The following is a 21,848-nucleotide window of genomic DNA, read 5'->3' as shown; positions in this document are numbered from 1 at the left end:
CTCTTCAACCGAACCGGCTGTTTGTGTGAAGTGATTCACATCCGCCGTGTCGATGAAGGCGCATTATAGGGAGTTCTCCGCAGGCCGCAATAGAAAAATTGCAGAAAAATGACTGACTGCTGCATTCCCCAGCAAAACCCCGCTTTATACCTTTTTACGCACAGAGTTATCCACAATCATCAATGTAATTTCTGTATTTTTCCCACGGTAACCACTGTCAAAATTGTGATCACCATTGAAAGAGAAAAATTCGCGAGCGTTGCGCAAACGTTTTCGTTACAATGCGGGCGAAAAATAAGGATGCCCCGTTAGGGGCGTTAGCTGAGTTTTTCGCGAAAAATTCAGCTAACGCTCTCTGTAATAGTCAAACCCAAGGGATTTACCATGCAACAACGTCGTCCAGTCCGCCGCGCTCTGCTCAGTGTTTCTGACAAAGCCGGTATCGTCGAATTCGCCCAGGCACTTTCCGCACGCGGTGTGGAGCTGCTGTCTACAGGGGGCACTGCCCGTCTGTTAGCAGAAAAAGGTCTGCCGGTAACCGAAGTTTCCGATTACACCGGTTTCCCGGAGATGATGGATGGACGCGTGAAGACCCTGCATCCGAAAGTACATGGTGGCATTCTGGGCCGTCGCGGCCAGGACGATGCCATTATGGAAGAACATCAGATCCAGCCTATCGATATGGTGGTTGTTAACCTGTATCCGTTCGCCCAGACTGTTGCTCGTGAAGGCTGCTCGCTGGAAGATGCGGTTGAGAACATCGATATCGGCGGCCCGACCATGGTGCGCTCCGCCGCTAAGAACCATAAAGATGTCGCAATCGTGGTGAAGAGCAGCGACTACGACGCCATTATTAAAGAGATGGATGACAACGAAGGATCGCTGACGCTTGCAACCCGTTTCGACCTCGCCATCAAAGCCTTCGAACACACTGCCGCCTACGACAGCATGATTGCCAACTACTTCGGCAGCATGGTTCCGGCGTACCACGGTGAAAGCAAAGAAGCCGCCGGTCGCTTCCCACGCACGCTGAACCTGAACTTCATTAAGAAGCAGGATATGCGTTACGGCGAGAACAGCCACCAGCAGGCTGCCTTCTATATAGAAGAGAATGTGAAAGAAGCCTCCGTTGCTACCGCAACCCAGGTTCAGGGTAAAGCCCTCTCTTATAACAACATCGCCGATACCGATGCGGCGCTGGAGTGCGTGAAAGAGTTCGCCGAGCCGGCATGTGTGATTGTGAAGCACGCCAACCCTTGCGGTGTAGCTATCGGCAATTCCATTCTTGATGCTTACGATCGCGCGTACAAAACCGACCCAACCTCCGCATTCGGCGGCATCATTGCCTTTAACCGCGAGCTGGATGCGGAAACCGCACAGGCCATCATTTCTCGTCAGTTTGTCGAAGTGATTATTGCGCCTTCCGCCAGCGAAGAAGCCCTGAAAATCACCGCCGCCAAGCAGAACGTACGCGTTCTGACCTGCGGTCAGTGGGGCGAGCGTGTTCCGGGTCTTGATTTCAAACGCGTGAACGGCGGTCTGCTGGTTCAGGATCGTGACCTGGGGATGGTCGGTGCGGAAGAACTGCGCGTCGTCACCCAACGTCAGCCGACCGAACAGGAACTGCGTGATGCGCTGTTCTGCTGGAAAGTGGCGAAATTCGTGAAATCCAATGCTATCGTCTATGCCAAAAACAATATGACCATCGGTATTGGCGCGGGCCAGATGAGCCGCGTGTACTCCGCGAAAATCGCCGGTATTAAAGCTGCCGATGAAGGCCTGGAAGTGAAAGGTTCCTCGATGGCTTCTGACGCGTTCTTCCCGTTCCGCGACGGTATTGATGCCGCCGCCGCTGCGGGCGTGACCTGCGTAATCCAGCCTGGCGGTTCCATCCGTGATGACGAAGTGATTGCCGCCGCCGACGAGCACGGTATTGCGATGCTCTTCACCGACATGCGCCACTTCCGCCATTAATGGAGCAATAGATGAAAGTATTAGTGATTGGTAACGGCGGGCGCGAGCACGCGCTGGCCTGGAAAGCGGCCCAGTCGCCGCTGGTTGAGACTGTTTTTGTTGCTCCGGGTAATGCAGGCACTGCGCTGGAACCCGCGCTGCAAAACGTTGCTATCGGCGTGACCGATATCCCGGCGCTGTTGGATTTCGCACAAAACGAAAAGATTGATCTGACCATCGTCGGCCCGGAAGCGCCGCTGGTGAAAGGCGTGGTCGATACCTTCCGCGCCGCCGGGCTGAAAATCTTCGGCCCAACCGCAGGTGCGGCCCAACTGGAAGGCTCAAAAGCGTTTACCAAAGATTTCCTGGCCCGCCATAAGATCCCTACGGCGGAATACCAGAACTTCACCGAGGTAGAACCTGCGCTGGTGTATCTGCGTGAGAAAGGCGCGCCAATCGTCATTAAAGCGGACGGTCTGGCTGCCGGGAAAGGCGTTATCGTGGCGATGACGCTGGAAGAAGCGGAAGCGGCTGTTCACGATATGCTGGCGGGCAACGCTTTTGGCGACGCGGGTCATCGCATCGTTATCGAAGAGTTCCTCGATGGCGAAGAAGCGAGCTTTATCGTGATGGTGGACGGCGAGCATGTGCTGCCGATGGCTACCAGCCAGGATCACAAACGCGTAGGCGATAAAGATAACGGACCAAACACCGGCGGGATGGGCGCTTACTCCCCCGCGCCGGTAGTAACCGATGAAGTTCATCAGCGCACCATGGAACGTATCATCTGGCCAACCGTGAAAGGCATGGCGGCGGAAGGCAACACCTACACCGGTTTTCTCTATGCGGGCCTGATGATCGACAAACAGGGCAATCCGAAGGTTATTGAATTTAACTGCCGCTTTGGCGATCCGGAAACCCAGCCGATTATGCTGCGCATGAAGTCCGATCTGGTTGAGCTCTGCCTGGCGGCCTGTGAAGGCAAACTGGACGAGAAAACGTCAGAGTGGGATGAACGTGCTTCTCTCAGCGTGGTGATGGCTGCGGGTGGATATCCGGGCGATTACCGCACCGGCGATGTGATCCACGGCCTGCCGCTGGAAGAAGTGGCTGACGGCAAAGTGTTCCACGCGGGCACAAAACTGGCGGATGACGAGCAGGTGGTAACCAGCGGCGGGCGCGTACTGTGCGTCACCGCGCTGGGTCATACCGTGGCAGAAGCGCAGAAACGCGCCTACGCCTTAATGACCGATATCCACTGGGATGATTGCTTCTGCCGGAAAGATATCGGTTGGCGCGCCATCGAACGCGAGCAGAACTAACGCGACAGTTTTGCCAATAGCGTTTTGCGCGTGATCCCTAACTGACGGGCGGCTTCGGTTTTGTTGCCGCCCGTTTTCTCCAGCGCCGCCAGAATCACCTCTTTTTCCACTTCCACCAGCGGCTGAATATCCTGACTTTGCCCCAGCGGGATCGGCGTACTGGCAATCGCCAGCGGCAGCTCGCGTTCGGAAATATATTCCCCGGTCAGCAGCACCACCGCCCGTTCCACCGCGTTTTCCAGTTCACGAATATTTCCCGGCCAGTCGTAGTGGATCAGCAAATCCATCGCCTGTGGCGTAAAGCCTTTTACCGCCTTGCGATTACGCTCGGCAAAGCGCTGAAGAAAATGGCCAGCCAGCAGAGGGATATCTTCCCGCCGTTGCCGCAGCGATGGTACTTCAATCGCCACCACATTCAGGCGATAGTAGAGATCCTGGCGAAAACGCCCGGCATTCACCTCTGCGGCAAGATCGCGATGAGTCGCCGCAATCAGCCGGACATCAACCGAGATAGTCTGGTTGCTACCGACACGCTGAACTTCGCGCTCCTGAATCGCACGCAGCAGACGCACCTGCATCATCGGCGAGATATCGCCAATTTCATCGAGAAACAGCGTGCCGCCGTCCGCCTCAACAAAGCGCCCTTCCCGGCGTTTATCGGCTCCAGTAAACGCCCCTTTTTCGTGACCGAACAATTCAGATTCCAGCAAGGATTCGTTGAGTGCCGCACAGTTGAGCGTTACCAGCGGTTTTTCGCTACGTGCGCTACTGGCGTGAATCGCCCTGGCGACCAGCTCTTTACCGGTGCCGGAATCGCCGTGGATCAGCACCGTGGCTTCCGATGGCGCGACGAGGGCGATTTCACTGAGCAGGTGTTGCATCGCCGGGCTTTTACCGACCATACCGAACTGGCTGGCAGTCACCGCAGGTGTTTCAGCATCAATACTGTGCGTATGCGCGAGCGCCTTTTCCAGCGTCGCCTGTAGGTTATCGAAATCCAGCGGCTTGATGAGATAATCCAGCGCCCCAGTTTTCAGTGCCTCTACCGCCGTCTCGACGCTGGAGTACGCAGTCATAATCAGCACCGGAATTGCCGGGTTTAACGCTTTGATCTCTTTCAGCGTGGCGATGCCGTCCATCTCCGCCATTCGCACATCGCAAAGCACAAGATCAAAAACCTGTTCCCGCACCTGCTCCAGCGCCTGTCGCCCGCTGTTCGCCAGCGCGACGTTATAGCCCCAGCCGCGCAGTAAAGCCTGCAAAATAGTGCAGTGGCTAATGTCATCATCCACCACCAGAATATCGATATTATCGTGCGTCATCCTTGTGGGTCCTTACGCGTAATATTGACCGGAAGCCAGAGGGTGAACGTTGAGCCTTTTCCCTCCTGGCTTGCGACCTGAATTGTACCACCGTGTTGTTCAACAATATTATGCACGACCGCCAGCCCCAATCCGGTGCCTTCGGCTTTGGTGGTGAAGTACGGAGTGAAGATGGCTTCAAGCTGATCTGCCGCAATTCCCTTACCGCTGTCGGTAACGCTGATTTTCACGCCCGCGCCGCTTTCGCTGGCCGTCACGCTAATCACGCCATGCTGACCAATCGCCTGAATAGCATTGAGATAGAGATTCAACAGGACCTGAGTCAGCCTGTCCGGATCGGCCTGAATTTCCGGTAATGTGTCGTTGGCGGTAAAGCGTAACTGGATCTCCCGGCTGTTTGCATCCTGGCTTACCAGCTGTAATGAGTGGTTAATCAGCGTGTTGAGATCCACCGCCTGCAAAGCCAGATGCGTTGGCTTAACCAGTTCCAGCAACTCGCTTACCACGCGGTTTAAACGGTCGGCCTCTTTCGCCATCACCTGCGCCAGTTGATGCGCTTCTCCCCCTGCAGGCGCGCGCTCGGCAAAGTATTTCGCCAGTCCTTTAATCGAGGAAAGTGGGTTACGGATTTCGTGGGCAACGCCTGCCGCAAGATGCCCCAGCGCCACCAGCTTCTCTTTGCGCTTCATTTCATCTTGTAGAAGCTGGCGCGAGCGCAGATAGCGGCGATACCAGAAGAATGACAATACGCTTGCCAGCAAGACCGTCGCCAGGGCGAAGAGAATAATCAGGGTGTTTCTCTGCTCACGATCTTCGGCACTCACAATATTACTGGCGTCGAAAGCGATGAAAATTGCTTGTGGTGTCGCGGCATACTGCTGCATATGGCGCATCCGGTGCATTCCAGCAGCAAACATCGGTTGAAACTGGCGATAAATTTCCAGAACAGGCTCGCCGTCTGCGCTATCGATCCGCCGCCACGCTTCTTCATCTCCCGGATGTAACTGCTGCATTTCCTGAGGGGAATAAAGCTGTTTTCCCACCATGCCGGAGTTGCTATGCATCACGATTGTTCCTTGTTCATCCGTGACCGCAAACCAACGTACTCCAGGCTGCCCGGCCATTTCTTCCAGTAAGGCCTGCTGCTGCGCATGATGCATGCGCATCCCCATGCCGACGCGCGAGCCGGATTCAAGAGCGCGAATAAGTACACTGCCTTTTTCCAGCAGCGTTTGTCTGGCGGCGGCAGTCTCGCGCCCATAATCGCGAATCACCGTCACCGCAAACAACCCTACCAGCCCAACAATGACCACGGGGAGGATCGCGCTTAACCATTTAGCTAAGGAGTCTTTAGAACGTTGCATAAAACGCATCTTCTTCTTTGCCTGCTCATCCCTTTCTGACAGCAGAAATCATGCCATCTTTTATCAGCGCTTACCCTGCGCTGTAACACAAAGGCTTAAGTTTCAATGAGTAAAAATGACTCGCTACCCGCAGCAGGCGAGTCATTTTTACTCGTTTATCATGCCAGATTACCCGTCATATCAGCGTTTCATCGTTGGCACGGAAGATGCAATACCCGAAGTAAGACAACCACTGGAGGATTAACCATGAAACGGAACACGAAAATTGCCCTGGTAATGATGGCGCTTTCAGCAATGGCGATGGGATCGACATCTGCATTTGCTCACGGCGGACACGGTATGTGGCAGCAAAATGCCGCGCCTTTGACCAGCGAACAACAGACAGCGTGGCAGAAAATCCATAATGACTTTTACGCTCAAAGCAGCGCACTGCAACAGCAACTGGTGACGAAGCGTTATGAATACAATGCCCTGTTAGCCGCGAACCCACCGGATAGCAGCAAAATTAACGCGGTCGCCAAAGAGATGGAGAATTTGCGTCAGTCGTTAGATGAGTTACGGGTGAAACGAGATATCGCGATGGCTGAAGCGGGTATTCCGCGCGGAGCCGGAATGGGCATGGGCTACGGCGGCTGCGGTGGTGGCGGTCATATGGGTATGGGCCACTGGTAAATCAGAACGTTTTCTCGTTGGGTTGCCAGCGACAGAAATCAGAGTTTGCCACTAACAGTAATTGCGAACCTTCGGGCGCTTCCAGCCATGCCACGCTGACATCAACAGAAGAGCGGCTCTGGCGGCGCTCGATATGCGCTATCGCCTGCGAATCTAAATCAGGTTTAATGGTTTGCCCTTCGCAGGTGGTCACGGTCTGTTCCATCGCATGCCAGCGCCCCTGGCGCAGCACGACTCTCCCCTGACGTAAGGCATCGCTAATCTGGCGGATCTGATCAGCACGATAACGGTATAAATCGATTTGGTCGTTAGAAAGCTGCTGCTTTTCCCCATCGGATTCACGTTGCATAAAGCTCAGATCGCCGCGATCGTCAAAACTCGCGCGAATGTTCACCGGCGGTTTGCTGTAAACATTGATATTGATGAGCGTGAGGTTATCGCCCTGCCAGCGATACTCTCGCGTCGTGGTATCGCCACTGCGCCACGGGCTAAACACGGCAAGCAGATGCACATTATCGCCGCTGTCTTTTCGCCAGATGCGTACCGCGCCCTGGTCTTCAGCAAATCCACTGGCGGTAAAGGGAGGAAGTGAAGAGTTGTGGCTACAGGCAGTGAGAAACAGCGCACCTGCCAGCATCAATGATCGACGCCAGAAAGACAAAAGGGGTGAAACCACCCCTTCGTTAAAACTGTTCACTGCCACGCAATCTTACTTAACTGCGTCTTTCAGTGCCTTGCCAGAAACAAATGCCGGTACGTTAGCTGCGGCAATTTTGATTTCTTTACCGGTCTGCGGGTTGCGGCCAGTACGCTCAGCGCGATGGTTCACTTTGAAGGTACCGAAACCAACCAGTTGTACAGCATCGCCTTCTTTCAGAGACTCAGTAATTGCAGCCAGAGTGGACTCCAGAGCAGCTTTAGCCTGGGTTTTGGACAGTTCTGCTTTCTCTGCAATTACATCAATCAGTTGAGTCTTGTTCATAAGTTATCCTTACAATGTGTTTATCGCTTGCTAAGCATCGAGTGCGACGGAAATGCCAGAATAGCACTCTCCTGCATACACGCACCGATAGCCACTTTTTTTCGCCCCCCAAATGTAGACCAGACGGGGGGCGAAAGGGAAGACTCCAGGTACGACAAATCAGGCGTTAAATCACGTTTTCTGGTCTTATTGCTGAAAAATTATACCAATATTGCTCTCACCCGACTCACGCAGGTCTGCCCTAAGGCCTTTTATCAGCTCGATATCGCGTTCTTCGCACTCAGCTAAAAGTCGGAATATTTCCCACTGAATGTCCCATTCTTGCTCTACAGCTGGGTTTTCTTTAAGCTCTTCATCGCTCATTTCGCGACCAGCCTGAGTCATTTCCAGCATCGCAACGGTCGTGATGGAGGTCTTACTCACTTCCACCGCGTGTTCGAGCGTTTCACCACTCAAACGCGAATGGACCAGTTCACTTAACGCCACGCAGGCATCGATTGCCGGATAAACGCCGTACAGATCGAAATCGTCGGCTGAAGGAATCGCTTCTTCAAATTTCTCCAGTTGGCTGTCGAAATTTACTTTTGCGTCTTTAACGGTCAGCGTTTCCCAGATGAGATCGAGAATACGACGGTAAATTTGCCCATCACCAAAACCGGTTTGCTGGCAGAACATGGCGTAATTGGGGTACATGCGTTCGCATAAGCAAGCCATGAAAGTGACATGCTGCCAGCTTTCCAGGCGCTCCAGACGCAGATGAATTGGGTTTTGTAACATGTTGAGTTCTCAAATACGGAAATTATCCGCAGTTTACCTGAATTAGGGCTGATTTGCTGTATAGCGCACGAACGCCGGACGTTCCGAGGCCACCGCGTCCGCCCAGCGCGTTGGCTCCGGCAGACGATAGCCTTTCATGCAGCGTTGTACCCACGCCAGCGCGCTGTCCACGCTGACCCGATGGCCGGTAGCGATAAACAACGGGTTACAGCGCGCTTTGCTGCGCCAGACCCAGGCCAGCTGCTCGCCTTTATCCATCAGTGGGGCCAGCGCGCCCGGTTTGCTGGAGAGCGGTTCGAATTTACCGCAGAGCCGTTTTTTCGCCACGCCAATGGTCGGCACATCCACCAATAAGCCAAAATGGCTGGCGACGCCAAGACGGCGAGGATGCGAGATCCCATGACCATCGACAAACACTAAATCCGGCTTTTGCGACAGCATCTCCCACGCTGCCAGCAGCGCAGGATATTCGCGGAAGGAAAGAAAACCTGGAATGTAAGGCATGGTGGTGGCGATGCGGGCAACTTTATACTCCACCAGCTCAAGCGAGGGATATTTCAGCAGCACCATCGCCGCTCGCGTCACTTCTCCGCCCTGCTCAAACCCGACATCGGCTCCGGCGATCAGATCCGGTGGATCTTTATCGAGTCGATCCTCGCAGATCACAGAAGAAGCCAGTTCGATTTGTTGAGCGCGTAATGACGCGAGATCCATAATCGCTCCTTAGAGCCTGGTTCAACAGGCGTAATTGTTGAAGGCAGTTTGAGGCCGGACAGCGCGGAAAAACCGGAGCGTACACGTAGTACGTGAGGATTTTGAGCACTGCCCGGCCTCAAAATGGCAAATAAAATAGCCTGATGGATCAGGCTCTTAGCGGTGATACTGTTCAGACAGTCGATGCACTGCCTCCACGAACACGCCAGCATGTTCTGGCGGCACATCCTGATGAATGCCGTGACCAAGGTTAAAGACATGACCTTCGCCGTGACCGAAACCTGCAAGTATAGTCGCTACTTCTTCTTCAATGCGGGCAGGCGGCGCGTACAGCATCGACGGATCCATATTACCCTGCAACGCGACTTTATTGCCCACACGGCGGCGCGCATCGGCGATGTCCGTTGTCCAGTCGAGGCCCAGCGCATCGCAACCGGTTTCAGCCATGGCTTCCAGCCACTGTCCGCCGCCTTTGGTAAACAGCGTGACTGGCACGCGGCGACCGTCGTTTTCACGCAGTAAACCATCAACAATTTTATGCATGTAATAGAGCGAGAACTGTTGATAATCGCGCCCGGTAAGCACGCCGCCCCAGGTGTCGAAAATCATCACTGCCTGAGCACCGGCTTTAATCTGCGCATTCAGATACAAAGTGACGCTTTTCGCCAGTTTATCGAGCAGAGCGTGCAGCGCCTGCGGATCGGCATACATCATTTTTTTGATCACGGTGAAGGCTTTGCTGCTGCCGCCTTCCACCATGTAGGTTGCCAGCGTCCACGGGCTGCCGGAAAAACCAATCAGCGGCACTTCGCCTTTCAGTTCGTGACGAATGGTACGCACCGCGTTCATCACGTAACCCAGCTCATCTTCCGGGTCCGGAATTGGCAGTTTATCGACGTCGGCTTTGCAGGTGACTGGCGAGGTAAAACGCGGACCTTCTCCGGCTTCAAAATAGAGCCCTAACCCCATCGCGTCCGGCACGGTGAGGATATCGGAAAAGAGGATCGCCGCATCCAGCGGGTAGCGACGCAGCGGTTGCAAAGTCACTTCGCACGCCAGCTCGGCGTTTTTGCACAGCGACATAAAATCGCCCGCCTGGGCGCGCGTGGCTTTATATTCCGGTAGATAGCGACCCGCCTGGCGCATCATCCATACTGGAGTGACATCAACGGGCTGGCGCAGCAGCGCCCGCAGATAACGATCGTTTTTAAGTTCGGTCATTTTGGCTGTTCCTTAGTGCGTCAGGCGGTCAGTGTATCATCACTCATACTCTGCCCGACACATCGCCACAGTATCTTCTATCAGACGGCGCGCTACGGTGCCGGGCGGCGGGAGTAACGGCAAATCGTCATAGCGATACCAGTTCGCCTCGAGCAATTCTTTCGGGTCGATCACGATGTCGCCGCTGTCATATTCCGCCATAAACGCGGTCATTAAAGACTGAGGAAACGGCCACGGCTGAGAAGTCACGTAACGCAAGTTTTTAACTTTAATTCCGCTCTCTTCCATCACTTCCCGCGCGACTGCCTGCTCGAGGGTTTCGCCCACTTCGACGAATCCGGCAAGTACTGTATGGACACCGTTACGATGGCGGGTATGCTGGGCGAGGAGGATCGAATCATCGCGACGGATGGCAACAATAATGCAGGGGGCGATTTGCGGGTAGTAACGCTCACGGCAATGGCTGCACAGCATCGCCCATTCGGTTTTGCTCGGATACATTTCATGCCCGCAGTAACCACAGTATTTATGCGATCGGTAAAACTCCGCCAGTTGCACGCCACGTCCGGCCAGTTGAAACAGCCCAACATCGAGATCAATGACCTGACGTACCGACCCCATATCGTGACGCCGCTGCTGTTGTATTAACCAAACAGGTTCCCCCTGCCATTCGCCGATTTGTAGTGCGCGCTGACCCACAAGATCGAAATTTGCCGCTTCGCCATATGGCAATTCTCCCTTCGGCAACCATAATTTTTGTTCATGGCTGACGACCCACCAGCCGTGATCTAATTTTTCAATTATACGATCCATAGCTCTTGCACTACCTTTGCATCACTGGCATGTTTAACATGGTTTTTACATTTCTCACTGAGCAGTTTTTGAATACAAACTTGCGGAGTCAATCATGCTTAACCAGCTCGATAACCTGACGGAGCGCGTCAGAGGAAGTAACAAACTGGTTGATCGCTGGCTACATGTACGTAAGCATCTGCTCGTGGCTTACTACAATCTGGTTGGCATTAAGCCTGGCAAAGAATCGTACATGAGGCTAAACGAAAAAGCCCTTGATGATTTTTGTCAGAGCCTGGTCGATTACTTGTCTGCCGGACATTTCAGTATTTATGAGCGCATTCTTCATAAGCTGGAAGGCAACGGGCAACTCGCGCGCGCCGCGAAGATTTGGCCGCAACTCGAAGCCAATACCCAACAGATTATGGATTACTACGATTCCAGCCTGGAAACCGCCATCGATCATGATAATTACCTTGAGTTTCAACAGGTTTTATCTGACATCGGCGAGGCGCTGGAAGCGCGCTTTGTGCTGGAAGATAAGCTGATTCTGCTGGTGCTTGACGCCGCCCGCGTCAAACATCCTGCTTGAGTTCTGCGCTGTTAACGCGTAATTTACATTCAACGCCCCGTTTGTGGGGGCTAATTTCTTGTCGGAGTGCCTTAACTGGCTGAGACCGTTTATTCGGGATCCGCGGAACCTGATCAGGCTAATACCTGCGAAGGGAACAAGAGTTAATCTGCTATCGCATCGCCTTTGCGGCGATCGTCTCTTGCTTCATCCGTCGTCTGACAAGCCACGTCCTTAACTTTTTGGAATGAGCTATGTCTGCAACAAAACTGACCCGCCGCGAACAACGCGCCCGGGCCCAACATTTTATCGACACCCTGGAAGGCACCGCCTTTCCCAACTCAAAACGCATTTATATCACTGGCACACACCCCGGCGTGCGCGTGCCGATGCGTGAGATCCAGCTTAGCCCGACGCTAATTGGCGGTAGCAAAGAACAGCCGCAGTACGAAGAAAACGAAGCGATTCCGGTCTACGACACCTCCGGCCCGTATGGTGATCCGCAGATCGCCATTAACGTGCAGCAAGGGCTGGCAAAACTACGCCAGCCGTGGATCGATGCGCGCGCCGATACCGAAGAACTTACCGTGCGCAGTTCCGATTACACCAGAACGCGGCTGGCAGATGATGGTCTCGACGAGCTACGTTTTAGCGGCTTATTAACGCCAAAACGCGCCAAAACAGGACGCCGTGTCACCCAACTGCACTACGCCCGCCAGGGCATCATCACGCCGGAAATGGAATTCATCGCCATCCGCGAGAATATGGGCCGCGAGCGCATCCGTAGCGAGGTTTTACGCCACCAGCATCCGGGAATGAGCTTTGGCGCACATCTGCCGGAAAATATCACTGCGGAATTTGTCCGTGATGAAGTTGCTGCCGGACGTGCGATTATCCCGGCCAACATTAATCATCCGGAATCGGAGCCGATGATTATTGGCCGTAACTTCCTGGTAAAAGTTAACGCCAATATCGGCAACTCGGCGGTCACCTCTTCCATCGAAGAAGAAGTGGAAAAGCTGGTATGGTCCACGCGCTGGGGAGCGGATACGGTGATGGATCTCTCCACCGGTCGCTATATTCACGAAACCCGCGAGTGGATTTTGCGTAACAGTCCGGTGCCGATCGGTACAGTGCCGATCTACCAGGCGCTGGAGAAGGTTAACGGGATCGCCGAAGATCTTACCTGGGAAGCGTTCCGCGACACGCTGCTGGAACAGGCCGAGCAAGGTGTGGATTACTTCACTATCCATGCGGGCGTACTGCTGCGCTATGTGCCGATGACCGCGAAACGCCTGACCGGTATCGTCTCTCGCGGCGGTTCGATTATGGCGAAATGGTGCCTCTCCCATCATCAGGAAAATTTCCTCTATCAACACTTCCGCGAAATTTGTGAAATCTGTGCCGCTTATGACGTTTCGCTGTCGCTGGGCGACGGTCTGCGCCCCGGTTCTATTCAGGACGCCAACGATGAAGCGCAGTTTGCCGAATTGCATACGCTGGGCGAACTGACCAAAATCGCCTGGGAATATGACGTACAGGTGATGATTGAAGGCCCAGGCCATGTGCCGATGCAGATGATCCACCGCAATATGACCGAGGAGTTAGAGCACTGCCACGAAGCGCCGTTTTACACTCTGGGGCCGCTAACTACCGATATTGCACCGGGCTATGACCACTTCACGTCGGGGATTGGTGCGGCGATGATTGGCTGGTTTGGCTGCGCGATGCTCTGTTACGTAACGCCAAAAGAGCATCTGGGTCTGCCCAATAAAGAAGATGTTAAGCAGGGGCTTATCACTTATAAGATTGCCGCCCACGCTGCTGACCTGGCAAAAGGGCATCCGGGCGCGCAAATTCGCGATAACGCCATGTCGAAAGCCCGCTTCGAATTTCGCTGGGAAGACCAGTTTAATCTGGCCCTCGACCCGTTTACCGCCCGCGCTTATCACGATGAAACCCTGCCCCAAGAGTCCGGCAAAGTCGCCCATTTTTGCTCCATGTGTGGGCCAAAATTCTGCTCGATGAAAATCAGCCAGGAAGTACGCGATTACGCCGCCGCGCAAACCATTGAAGTGGGAATGGCGGATATGTCGGAGAACTTCCGTGCCAGAGGCGGAGAAATCTACCTGCATAAGGAGGAAGCGTGATGTATCAGCCTGATTTTCCTCCTGTACCTTTTCGTTTAGGACTGTACCCGGTGGTGGACAGCGTACAGTGGATCGAACGTCTGTTGGATGCAGGCGTACGTACTCTCCAGCTACGCATCAAAGATCGGCGCGATGAAGAGGTGGAAGCCGATGTCGTGGCGGCAATTGCGCTGGGCCGCCGCTATAACGCGCGATTGTTTATCAACGATTACTGGCGGCTCGCGATCAAGCATCAGGCGTATGGCGTCCATTTGGGGCAGGAAGATTTGCAAGCCACCGATCTCAATGCCATCCGCGCGGCAGGCCTGCGGCTGGGCGTTTCGACACATGACGATATGGAAATCGACGTCGCGCTGGCAGCACGCCCCTCTTATATCGCGCTGGGACATGTGTTCCCGACGCAAACCAAACAGATGCCTTCTGCACCGCAGGGGCTGGAACAGTTGGCACGGCATGTTGAGCGCCTGGCGGATTATCCCACCGTGGCGATTGGCGGTATCAGTCTGGCACGCGCGCCTGCGGTGATAGCAACGGGTGTCGGCAGTATCGCCGTCGTCAGCGCCATTACTCAAGCCGCAGACTGGCGTTTGGCAACGGCACAGTTGCTGGAAATTGCAGGAGTTGGCGATGAATGACCGTGACTTTATGCGTTATAGCCGCCAAATTCTGCTCGACGATATCGCTCTTGACGGGCAGCAAAAACTGCTCGACAGCCAGGTGCTGATTATTGGTCTTGGCGGGCTGGGTACACCTGCTGCGCTATACCTGGCAGGGGCTGGCGTCGGGACGCTGGTACTGGCAGATGACGACGATGTGCATTTAAGCAATCTGCAACGACAAATCCTCTTTACCACTGCAGATATCAACAGCCCGAAATCGCAGGTCAGCCAACAGCGACTGACACAGTTGAATCCCGACATTCAACTGACAGCATTACAACAACGGTTAACGGGTGAGGCGTTGAAAGATGCGGTTGCACAAGCCGATGTGGTGCTCGACTGTACCGACAATATGGCGACTCGCCAGGAGATTAATGCCGCCTGCGTGGCACTCAACACGCCGCTTATCACCGCCAGCGCGGTCGGATTTGGCGGTCAGTTGATGGTACTGACACCGCCCTGGGAGCAGGGGTGTTACCGCTGCCTGTGGCCAGATAACCAGCAGCCAGAACGCAACTGCCGCACGGCGGGCGTGGTTGGCCCGGTGGTCGGGGTGATGGGCACTTTGCAGGCACTGGAAGCCATTAAGTTATTAAGCGGTATAGAGACGCCTGCGGGAGAACTCCGACTGTTCGACGGTAAGTCGAGCCAGTGGCGCAGCCTGGCGTTGCGCCGCGCCAGTGGTTGCCCGGTATGCGGAGGAAGCAATGCAGATCCTGTTTAACGATCAACCGATGCAGTGCGCCGCCGGGCAAACTGTTCACGAACTACTGGAGCAACTCGACCAACGACAAGCGGGCGCGGCTCTGGCGATTAATCAGCAAATCGTCCCGCGTGAGCAGTGGACGCAACATATCGTGCAGGATGGCGACCAGATCCTGCTTTTTCAGGTTATTGCAGGGGGTTGAGATGTTACGTATTGTGGACAAAACGTTTGATTCACATCTGTTTACCGGCACAGGGAAATTCGCTTCTTCACAACTGATGGTGGAGGCGATCCGCGCTTCCGGCAGCCAGCTGGTGACACTGGCGATGAAACGTGTCGACTTGCGCCAGCACAACGACGCTATCCTCGAACCGCTTATCGCGGCGGGTGTGGCCCTGCTGCCGAATACTTCCGGGGCGAAAACAGCGGAAGAAGCCATTTTCGCCGCCCATCTGGCACGTGAAGCGTTAGGCACAAACTGGCTAAAATTGGAGATTCACCCTGACGCCCGCTGGCTGTTGCCCGATCCCATCGAAACCCTGAAAGCCGCCGAAACGCTGGTACAACAGGGATTTGTCGTGCTGCCTTACTGCGGGGCCGATCCGGTATTGTGTAAACGTCTGGAAGAAGTCGGCTGTGCAGCGGTGATGCCGCTCGGCGCGCCGATTGGCTCGAATCAGGGACTGGAAACCCGTGCCATGCTGGAGATTATTATCCAGCAGGCCACAGTTCCGGTGGTTGTCGATGCTGGCATCGGCGTTCCCAGCCATGCCGCGCAGGCGCTGGAAATGGGGGCCGACGCGGTGTTAGTGAATACGGCGATTGCCGTCGCGGACGATCCCGTCAACATGGCGAAGGCATTTCGTCTGGCGGTAGAAGCAGGCCTGCTGGCACGTCAGTCCGGACCGGGCAGCCGCAGTTATTTTGCTCATGCCACCAGCCCGCTGACCGGATTTCTGGAGGCATCGGCATGAAAACCTTCAGCAATCGCTGGCGACAACTGGACTGGGACGACATCCGCCTGCGTATCAACGGCAAAACGGCTGCTGACGTAGAGCGGGCGCTAAATGCCTCGCAACTCACCCGCGACGACATGATGGCGCTGTTATCGCCTGCCGCCAGTGGCTATCTGGAACAACTGGCCCAACAGGCGCAGCGTCTGACCCGTCAGCGATTTGGCAACACAGTTAGTTTCTACGTCCCGCTTTATCTTTCCAATCTTTGCGCTAACAACTGCACGTACTGCGGATTTTCCATGAGTAATCGCATCAAGCGCAAAACGCTGGATGAAGCGGATATTGCCAGGGAAAGCGCCGCTATACGGGAGATGGGCTTTGAACATCTGCTATTAGTCACTGGTGAACATCAGGCGAAAGTGGGGATGGATTACTTTCGTCGTCATCTCCCCGCCCTGCGTGAACAGTTCTCTTCACTACAAATGGAAGTGCAACCGCTGGCGGAGACGGAATACGCCGAGTTAAAGCAACTTGGTCTGGATGGGGTGATGGTTTATCAGGAGACATATCACGAGGCGACTTATACCCGCCATCATTTGAAAGGCAAAAAACAGGACTTCTTCTGGCGGCTGGAAACGCCGGATCGGCTGGGGCGTGCGGGGATTGATAAGATAGGCCTCGGCGCGCTAATTGGCCTTTCCGACAACTGGCGCGTTGACTGCTATATGGTTGCCGAACATTTGCTATGGCTGCAACAGCATTACTGGCAAAGCCGTTACTCTGTCTCCTTTCCGCGCCTGCGCCCGTGTACTGGCGGCATTGAGCCTGCGTCGATTATGGATGAACGCCAGTTAGTGCAAACCATCTGCGCCTTCCGACTGCTTGCACCGGAGATTGAACTGTCACTCTCCACGCGGGAATCACCGTGGTTTCGCGATCGCGTTATTCCGCTGGCGATCAATAACGTCAGCGCCTTCTCGAAAACGCAGCCAGGTGGCTATGCCGATAATCACCCCGAGTTGGAACAGTTCTCACCGCACGACGATCGCAGACCGGAAGCGGTTGCTGCCGCGTTAACCGCTCAGGGTTTGCAGCCGGTATGGAAAGACTGGGACAGCTATCTGGGACGCGCCTCGCAAAGACTATGAGACGGAATGTAAGAACGTAAATTTATTCCGAGCCGCTACGGAAGATGAAAAACGCAAGGTTGTTGAAAGCGTTGTGTTTTTTTATGGTAGTGCCGTCAGCAGGAATGTTGTCCAGGGCGAAAAGCTTCTTCCTCGTTTCGCCCTGCCTTTCTTAATATTTTCCGTGAAGAATTTGCCCTCTGAATAACACCCATAAAAAAACCCGCCGAAGCGGGTTTTTACGTTATTTGCGGATTAACGATTACTCGTTATCAGAACCGCCCAGACCTGCGTTCAGCAGTTCTGCCAGGCTGGCAGATGCGTCTTCTGCAGTCACCTGCGGTGCAGCCGGAGCTTCACCCGCAGCACGGCGACGCATACGATCCTGGTGGTACGCGTAACCGGTACCTGCCGGGATCAGACGACCCACGATAACGTTCTCTTTCAGGCCGCGCAGTTCGTCGCGTTTGCCCGCAACGGCTGCTTCGGTCAGCACGCGAGTGGTCTCCTGGAACGATGCCGCGGAGATGAAGGACTCGGTTGCCAGAGACGCTTTGGTGATACCCAGCAGATCGCGGGAGTAAGTTGCACCCACTTTGCCGTTCGCTTCCAGTTCGCGGTTTGCGATCTTGACGCGAGAGTATTCAACCTGTTCGCCTTCCAGGAAGTCGGAGCTGCCCGCGTTAACGATGGTAGCTTTACGCAGCATCTGACGAACGATAACTTCGATGTGTTTATCGTTAATCTTTACGCCCTGCAGACGGTATACGTCCTGTACTTCGTTAACGATGTAACGAGTCACAGCATGAACACCACGCAGACGCAGAATGTCGTGCGGCGCTTCCGGACCGTCGGAAATTACGTCACCACGTTCTACACGTTCACCTTCGAACACGTTGAGCTGACGCCATTTCGGAATCATCTCTTCGTACGGATCGCTACCGTCTACCGGGGTGATAACCAGACGACGTTTACCTTTGGTTTCTTTACCGAAGGAAACGATACCGCTGATTTCAGCCAAGATTGCCGGTTCTTTCGGACGACGAGCTTCGAACAGGTCCGCAACGCGCGGCAGACCACCGGTGATGTCCTTGGTACCGCCGGATTCCTGCGGAATACGCGCCAAGGTGTCACCAGAGCTGATCTGTACGCCATCTTCCAGCTGAACAATCGCTTTACCCGGCAGGAAGTACTGCGCAGGCATATCGGTACCTGGGATCAGAACGTCGTTACCCTGAGCATCAACGATTTTCAGTGCCGGACGCAGATCTTTACCACCTGCGGTACGTTCTGCGGAATCCAGAACCACCAGCGAAGACAGACCGGTCAGTTCGTCGGTCTGACGAGTAATGGTCTGGCCGTCGATCATGTCAGTAAAGCGTACAAAACCGCTTACTTCGGTGATAACCGGCATGGTGTGCGGGTCCCAGTTTGCAACGGTTTCGCCGCCAGCAACCTGTTCGCCATCGCCTTTCGCCAGTACCGCACCGTAAGGCACTTTGTAGCTTTCTTTGGTACGACCGAATTCGTCGATCAGTTTCAGTTCGGTGTTACGGGAAGTGATAACCAGTTTACCGCTGGAGTTCACAACCGACTTCACGTTGCTGAGCTTGATGCTACCTTTGTTTTTCACCTGGATGCTGGATTCAGCAGCCGCACGAGATGCCGCACCACCGATGTGGAACGTACGCATGGTCAGCTGTGTACCCGGTTCACCGATGGACTGTGCCGCGATAACACCGATTGCTTCACCTTTGTTGATGATGTGGCCACGCGCCAGGTCACGACCGTAGCAGTGCGCACATACACCAAAGTCGGTGTCACAAGATACAACAGAACGTACTTTTACCGCGTCGACAGAGTTCTCTTCCAGCAGGTCACACCACTGTTCGTGCAGCAGCGTGTTGCGCGGAACGAGGATATCAGCAGTACCCGGCTTCAGAACGTCTTCAGCAGTTACACGACCCAGTACGCGATCGCGCAGCGGCTCTTTAACGTCACCACCCTCGATAACCGGAGTCATCATGATACCTTCATGGGTACCACAATCGTCTTCGGTAACCACCAGGTCCTGCGCCACGTCAACCAGACGACGAGTCAGGTAACCGGAGTTCGCAGTTTTCAGTGCGGTATCCGCCAGACCTTTACGAGCACCGTGGGTGGAGATGAAGTACTGGAGTACGTTCAGACCTTCACGGAAGTTCGCGGTGATTGGCGTTTCGATGATGGAGCCATCCGGCTTTGCCATCAGACCACGCATACCAGCAAGCTGACGAATCTGTGCCGCAGAACCACGCGCACCGGAGTCGGCCATCATGTAGATGCTGTTGAAGGAAACCTGCTTCTCTTCCTGACCGTCACGGTTAATAACGGTTTCAGTTTGCAGGTTATCCATCATCGCTTTGGATACACGATCGTTCGCCGCAGCCCAGATATCGATAACTTTGTTGTAGCGTTCGCCCGCAGTTACCAGACCAGACTGGAACTGCTCCTGAATTTCAGCAACTTCTGCTTCTGCCTCGGAGATGATTTCGTGTTTCTTCTCCGGGATGACCATGTCATCGATGCCAACAGATGCACCAGAACGCGCTGCATAGGCGAAGCCGGTGTACATGATCTGGTCCGCAAAAATAACGGTCGGTTTCAGACCGAGAATGCGGTAGCAGGTGTTCAGCATTTTGGAGATTGCTTTTTTACCCAGCGCCTGGTTGACGATGGAGTAAGGCAGACCTTTCGGTACAATCATCCACAGAATGGCACGGCCAACAGTCGTGTCTTTCAGGCTGGTTTTCGCTACTAATTCACCGTTAGCATCTTTTTCATACTCGGTGATACGCACTTTAACGCGCGCATGCAGAGAAGCCAGACCAGAGCGATACAGACGTTCTGCTTCTTTCGGGCCAGTCAGCACCATGCCTTCGCCTTTGGCGTTAACACAGTCACGGGTCATGTAGTACAGACCCAGTACAACGTCCTGAGACGGAACGATGATTGGTTCGCCGTTCGCCGGGGACAGGATGTTGTTGGTAGACATCATCAGCGCACGCGCTTCCAGCTGGGCTTCCAGCGTCAGCGGTACGTGAACAGCCATCTGGTCACCATCGAAGTCGGCGTTATATGCCGCACAAACCAGCGGGTGCAGCTGGATAGCTTTACCTTCGATCAGTACCGGTTCAAATGCCTGGATACCCAGACGGTGCAGAGTCGGTGCACGGTTCAGCAGTACCGGGTGTTCGCGGATAACTTCGTCCAGGATATCCCAAACGACAGCTTCTTCGCGCTCAACCATTTTCTTCGCAGCTTTAATGGTGGTAGCAAGACCACGCAGTTCCAGCTTGCCGTAGATGAACGGTTTGAACAGCTCCAGCGCCATTTTCTTCGGCAGACCGCACTGATGCAGACGCAGGTATGGACCTACGGTGATTACAGAACGACCGGAGTAGTCAACACGCTTACCGAGCAGGTTCTGACGGAAACGACCCTGTTTACCTTTGATCATGTCGGCCAAAGATTTCAGAGGACGCTTGTTAGAACCGGTGATCGCACGACCGCGACGACCGTTATCCAGCAGGGCGTCTACCGCTTCCTGCAGCATACGTTTTTCGTTACGTACGATGATGTCCGGCGCAGCCAGATCCAGCAGACGTTTCAGACGGTTGTTACGGTTAATGACGCGACGATACAGATCGTTCAGGTCAGAAGTCGCGAAACGACCACCATCCAGCGGAACCAGCGGACGCAGATCTGGCGGCAGTACCGGCAGAACGGTCAGGATCATCCACTCTGGTTTGTTACCAGACTGAACGAACGCTTCCAGCAGTTTGATACGCTTGGTCAGCTTTTTACGCTTAGTTTCGGAGTTGGTTTCGTTCAGCTCTTCACGCAGCTGTTCGCACTCTTGCTCCAGATCCATGCTCTTCAGCAGAGCCTGGATTGCTTCCGCACCCATCTTCGCGTCGAATTCGTCACCGAACTCTTCCAGCGCGTCCAGATACTGCTCTTCAGTCAGGATCTGCTGACGTTCCAGGTTGGTCATACCGCCTTCGATAACCACATAGGATTCAAAGTACAGTACGCGTTCGATATCGCGCAGCGGCATATCGAGCAGCAGACCGATACGGGACGGCAGCGATTTCAGGAACCAGATGTGCGCAGTCGGGGAAGCCAGTTCGATGTGGCCCATACGCTCACGGCGTACTTTAGTCTGGGTCACTTCAACGCCGCACTTCTCACAGATGACGCCACGGTGTTTCAGGCGCTTGTACTTACCGCACAGGCACTCGTAATCTTTTACCGGCCCAAAGATACGGGCGCAGAAAAGGCCGTCACGTTCTGGTTTGAACGTACGGTAGTTGATGGTTTCCGGCTTTTTAACTTCACCGAAAGACCATGAACGGATCATGTCTGGCGAAGCCAGAGCAATTTTGATCGCATCAAACTCTTCGGTTTTAGTCTGCGCTTTCAGAAACTTTAATAAATCTTTCACGGATTTGCTCCCGTCGGAGTTAGCACAATCCGCTGCCGGGTTTTACCCCGACAGCAGTGACCTGTTTGAGCGAG

The 21,848-nt window shown here is 54.4% G+C and carries 19 protein-coding genes and 1 riboswitch; of the genes, 10 read left to right on the top strand and 9 right to left on the bottom strand.

The features are described 5' to 3' along the window. The first annotated feature begins 384 nt into the window (after nucleotides 1-384). Both purH and purD read left to right on the top strand, forming a co-directional pair. A complete protein-coding gene (gene purH, locus ACUU1I_RS07700) occupies nucleotides 385-1,974 on the top strand; it encodes a bifunctional phosphoribosylaminoimidazolecarboxamide formyltransferase/IMP cyclohydrolase (RefSeq protein ID WP_001187566.1) in 1,590 nt (529 codons plus the stop codon). Nucleotides 1,975-1,985: 11 nt separating this feature from the next. Then, a complete protein-coding gene (gene purD / locus ACUU1I_RS07695; RefSeq protein ID WP_000866821.1) occupies nucleotides 1,986-3,275 on the top strand; it encodes a phosphoribosylamine--glycine ligase in 1,290 nt (429 codons plus the stop codon). Here the strand turns inward: purD and zraR are convergent. Both zraR and zraS read right to left on the bottom strand, forming a co-directional pair. After that, nucleotides 3,272-4,597 carry a sigma-54-dependent response regulator transcription factor ZraR gene (zraR, locus tag ACUU1I_RS07690; protein WP_000148507.1) on the bottom strand — a complete coding sequence of 442 codons (1,326 nt, stop codon included), beginning with the start codon at nucleotides 4,595-4,597 and terminating at the stop codon, nucleotides 3,272-3,274. The two genes, purD and zraR, sit on opposite strands and share 4 nt — an antisense overlap. Then, the gene (gene zraS, locus ACUU1I_RS07685; protein WP_001211915.1) at nucleotides 4,594-5,970 is read right to left on the bottom strand and encodes a two-component system sensor histidine kinase ZraS; all 1,377 of its coding nucleotides are present in this window, start codon (nucleotides 5,968-5,970) and stop codon (nucleotides 4,594-4,596) included. Before zraS ends, zraR begins: the two co-directional genes overlap by 4 nt. A 237-nt stretch (nucleotides 5,971-6,207) precedes the next feature. Between zraS and zraP the strand changes: the two genes are divergently transcribed. Then, nucleotides 6,208-6,633, top strand: a complete 426-nt coding sequence (gene zraP / locus ACUU1I_RS07680; RefSeq protein WP_000828222.1) for a zinc resistance sensor/chaperone ZraP — start codon at nucleotides 6,208-6,210, stop codon at nucleotides 6,631-6,633. A gap of 1 nt (nucleotide 6,634) precedes the next feature. Here zraP and ACUU1I_RS07675 read toward each other — a convergent pair whose 3' ends face one another. The 6 genes from ACUU1I_RS07675 to nudC form a co-directional block, all read right to left on the bottom strand. Next, nucleotides 6,635-7,330 carry a DUF1481 domain-containing protein gene (locus ACUU1I_RS07675; protein ID WP_005065581.1) on the bottom strand — a complete coding sequence of 232 codons (696 nt, stop codon included), beginning with the start codon at nucleotides 7,328-7,330 and terminating at the stop codon, nucleotides 6,635-6,637. Between the two features lie 12 nt (nucleotides 7,331-7,342). After that, nucleotides 7,343-7,615, bottom strand: coding sequence for a nucleoid-associated protein HU-alpha (gene hupA, locus ACUU1I_RS07670; protein ID WP_001044513.1), 273 nt, complete (start codon nucleotides 7,613-7,615; stop codon nucleotides 7,343-7,345). A gap of 186 nt (nucleotides 7,616-7,801) precedes the next feature. Beyond that, nucleotides 7,802-8,392, bottom strand: coding sequence for a YjaG family protein (locus ACUU1I_RS07665; RefSeq protein WP_000940109.1), 591 nt, complete (start codon nucleotides 8,390-8,392; stop codon nucleotides 7,802-7,804). A gap of 42 nt (nucleotides 8,393-8,434) precedes the next feature. Further along, complete coding sequence (gene nfi / locus ACUU1I_RS07660; protein WP_000362374.1) at nucleotides 8,435-9,106, bottom strand: deoxyribonuclease V; 672 nt, start codon at nucleotides 9,104-9,106, stop codon at nucleotides 8,435-8,437. 156 nt (nucleotides 9,107-9,262) lie between these two features. Continuing rightward, nucleotides 9,263-10,327, bottom strand: coding sequence for a uroporphyrinogen decarboxylase (gene hemE, locus ACUU1I_RS07655; protein ID WP_000137636.1), 1,065 nt, complete (start codon nucleotides 10,325-10,327; stop codon nucleotides 9,263-9,265). A 39-nt stretch (nucleotides 10,328-10,366) separates the two neighbouring features. Continuing rightward, a complete protein-coding gene (gene nudC, locus ACUU1I_RS07650) occupies nucleotides 10,367-11,140 on the bottom strand; it encodes an NAD(+) diphosphatase (protein ID WP_000373929.1) in 774 nt (257 codons plus the stop codon). Nucleotides 11,141-11,234: 94 nt separating this feature from the next. Between nudC and rsd the strand changes: the two genes are divergently transcribed. From rsd to thiH, 7 genes are all read left to right on the top strand, one after another. Continuing rightward, nucleotides 11,235-11,711 carry a sigma D regulator gene (gene rsd / locus ACUU1I_RS07645; protein ID WP_000934302.1) on the top strand — a complete coding sequence of 159 codons (477 nt, stop codon included), beginning with the start codon at nucleotides 11,235-11,237 and terminating at the stop codon, nucleotides 11,709-11,711. A gap of 52 nt (nucleotides 11,712-11,763) precedes the next feature. Beyond that, nucleotides 11,764-11,864: riboswitch (TPP riboswitch) on the top strand. A gap of 80 nt (nucleotides 11,865-11,944) precedes the next feature. Then, nucleotides 11,945-13,840, top strand: a complete 1,896-nt coding sequence (gene thiC / locus ACUU1I_RS07640; protein WP_001276919.1) for a phosphomethylpyrimidine synthase ThiC — start codon at nucleotides 11,945-11,947, stop codon at nucleotides 13,838-13,840. Continuing rightward, nucleotides 13,840-14,475, top strand: a complete 636-nt coding sequence (gene thiE, locus ACUU1I_RS07635; RefSeq protein WP_000284600.1) for a thiamine phosphate synthase — start codon at nucleotides 13,840-13,842, stop codon at nucleotides 14,473-14,475. Before thiC ends, thiE begins: the two co-directional genes overlap by 1 nt. Next, nucleotides 14,468-15,223 (top strand): thiazole biosynthesis adenylyltransferase ThiF, encoded by a 756-nt coding sequence (gene thiF, locus ACUU1I_RS07630; RefSeq protein WP_000999725.1) that lies wholly within the window; start codon nucleotides 14,468-14,470, stop codon nucleotides 15,221-15,223. Before thiE ends, thiF begins: the two co-directional genes overlap by 8 nt. Beyond that, on the top strand, nucleotides 15,207-15,407 hold the full coding sequence (thiS, locus tag ACUU1I_RS07625) for a sulfur carrier protein ThiS (protein WP_001166232.1): 201 nt from the start codon (nucleotides 15,207-15,209) through the stop codon (nucleotides 15,405-15,407). Before thiF ends, thiS begins: the two co-directional genes overlap by 17 nt. A 1-nt stretch (nucleotide 15,408) precedes the next feature. Then, on the top strand, nucleotides 15,409-16,179 hold the full coding sequence (gene thiG / locus ACUU1I_RS07620) for a thiazole synthase (RefSeq protein WP_000944524.1): 771 nt from the start codon (nucleotides 15,409-15,411) through the stop codon (nucleotides 16,177-16,179). Further along, nucleotides 16,176-17,309, top strand: coding sequence for a 2-iminoacetate synthase ThiH (gene thiH, locus ACUU1I_RS07615; protein WP_000847553.1), 1,134 nt, complete (start codon nucleotides 16,176-16,178; stop codon nucleotides 17,307-17,309). The genes thiG and thiH overlap by 4 nt, the downstream gene beginning before the upstream one ends. Nucleotides 17,310-17,550: 241 nt before the next feature. Here the strand turns inward: thiH and rpoC are convergent, their stop codons facing one another. Further along, entirely contained in the window at nucleotides 17,551-21,774 is a 4,224-nt protein-coding gene (gene rpoC / locus ACUU1I_RS07610) for a DNA-directed RNA polymerase subunit beta' (RefSeq protein WP_000653944.1), read from the bottom strand. Nucleotides 21,775-21,848 lie beyond the last annotated feature (74 nt).

This window comes from Shigella sp. SIG3 (genome assembly GCF_053555855.1).
The sequence above is the reverse complement of the archived record's forward strand: the minus strand, read 5'-3'. Positions and strand labels throughout refer to the sequence as shown.

Coding starts and splice junctions, on each gene's coding strand:
- purH (WP_001187566.1), top strand. CDS start 385: ATGCAACAACGTCGTCCAGTCCGCCGCGCTCTGCTCAGTGTTTCTGAC.
- purD (WP_000866821.1), top strand. CDS start 1,986: ATGAAAGTATTAGTGATTGGTAACGGCGGGCGCGAGCACGCGCTGGCC.
- zraR (WP_000148507.1), bottom strand. CDS start 4,597: ATGACGCACGATAATATCGATATTCTGGTGGTGGATGATGACATTAGC.
- zraS (WP_001211915.1), bottom strand. CDS start 5,970: ATGCGTTTTATGCAACGTTCTAAAGACTCCTTAGCTAAATGGTTAAGC.
- zraP (WP_000828222.1), top strand. CDS start 6,208: ATGAAACGGAACACGAAAATTGCCCTGGTAATGATGGCGCTTTCAGCA.
- hupA (WP_001044513.1), bottom strand. CDS start 7,615: ATGAACAAGACTCAACTGATTGATGTAATTGCAGAGAAAGCAGAACTG.
- ACUU1I_RS07665 (WP_000940109.1), bottom strand. CDS start 8,392: ATGTTACAAAACCCAATTCATCTGCGTCTGGAGCGCCTGGAAAGCTGG.
- nfi (WP_000362374.1), bottom strand. CDS start 9,106: ATGGATCTCGCGTCATTACGCGCTCAACAAATCGAACTGGCTTCTTCT.
- hemE (WP_000137636.1), bottom strand. CDS start 10,327: ATGACCGAACTTAAAAACGATCGTTATCTGCGGGCGCTGCTGCGCCAG.
- nudC (WP_000373929.1), bottom strand. CDS start 11,140: ATGGATCGTATAATTGAAAAATTAGATCACGGCTGGTGGGTCGTCAGC.
- rsd (WP_000934302.1), top strand. CDS start 11,235: ATGCTTAACCAGCTCGATAACCTGACGGAGCGCGTCAGAGGAAGTAAC.
- thiC (WP_001276919.1), top strand. CDS start 11,945: ATGTCTGCAACAAAACTGACCCGCCGCGAACAACGCGCCCGGGCCCAA.
- thiE (WP_000284600.1), top strand. CDS start 13,840: ATGTATCAGCCTGATTTTCCTCCTGTACCTTTTCGTTTAGGACTGTAC.
- thiF (WP_000999725.1), top strand. CDS start 14,468: ATGAATGACCGTGACTTTATGCGTTATAGCCGCCAAATTCTGCTCGAC.
- thiS (WP_001166232.1), top strand. CDS start 15,207: ATGCAGATCCTGTTTAACGATCAACCGATGCAGTGCGCCGCCGGGCAA.
- thiG (WP_000944524.1), top strand. CDS start 15,409: ATGTTACGTATTGTGGACAAAACGTTTGATTCACATCTGTTTACCGGC.
- thiH (WP_000847553.1), top strand. CDS start 16,176: ATGAAAACCTTCAGCAATCGCTGGCGACAACTGGACTGGGACGACATC.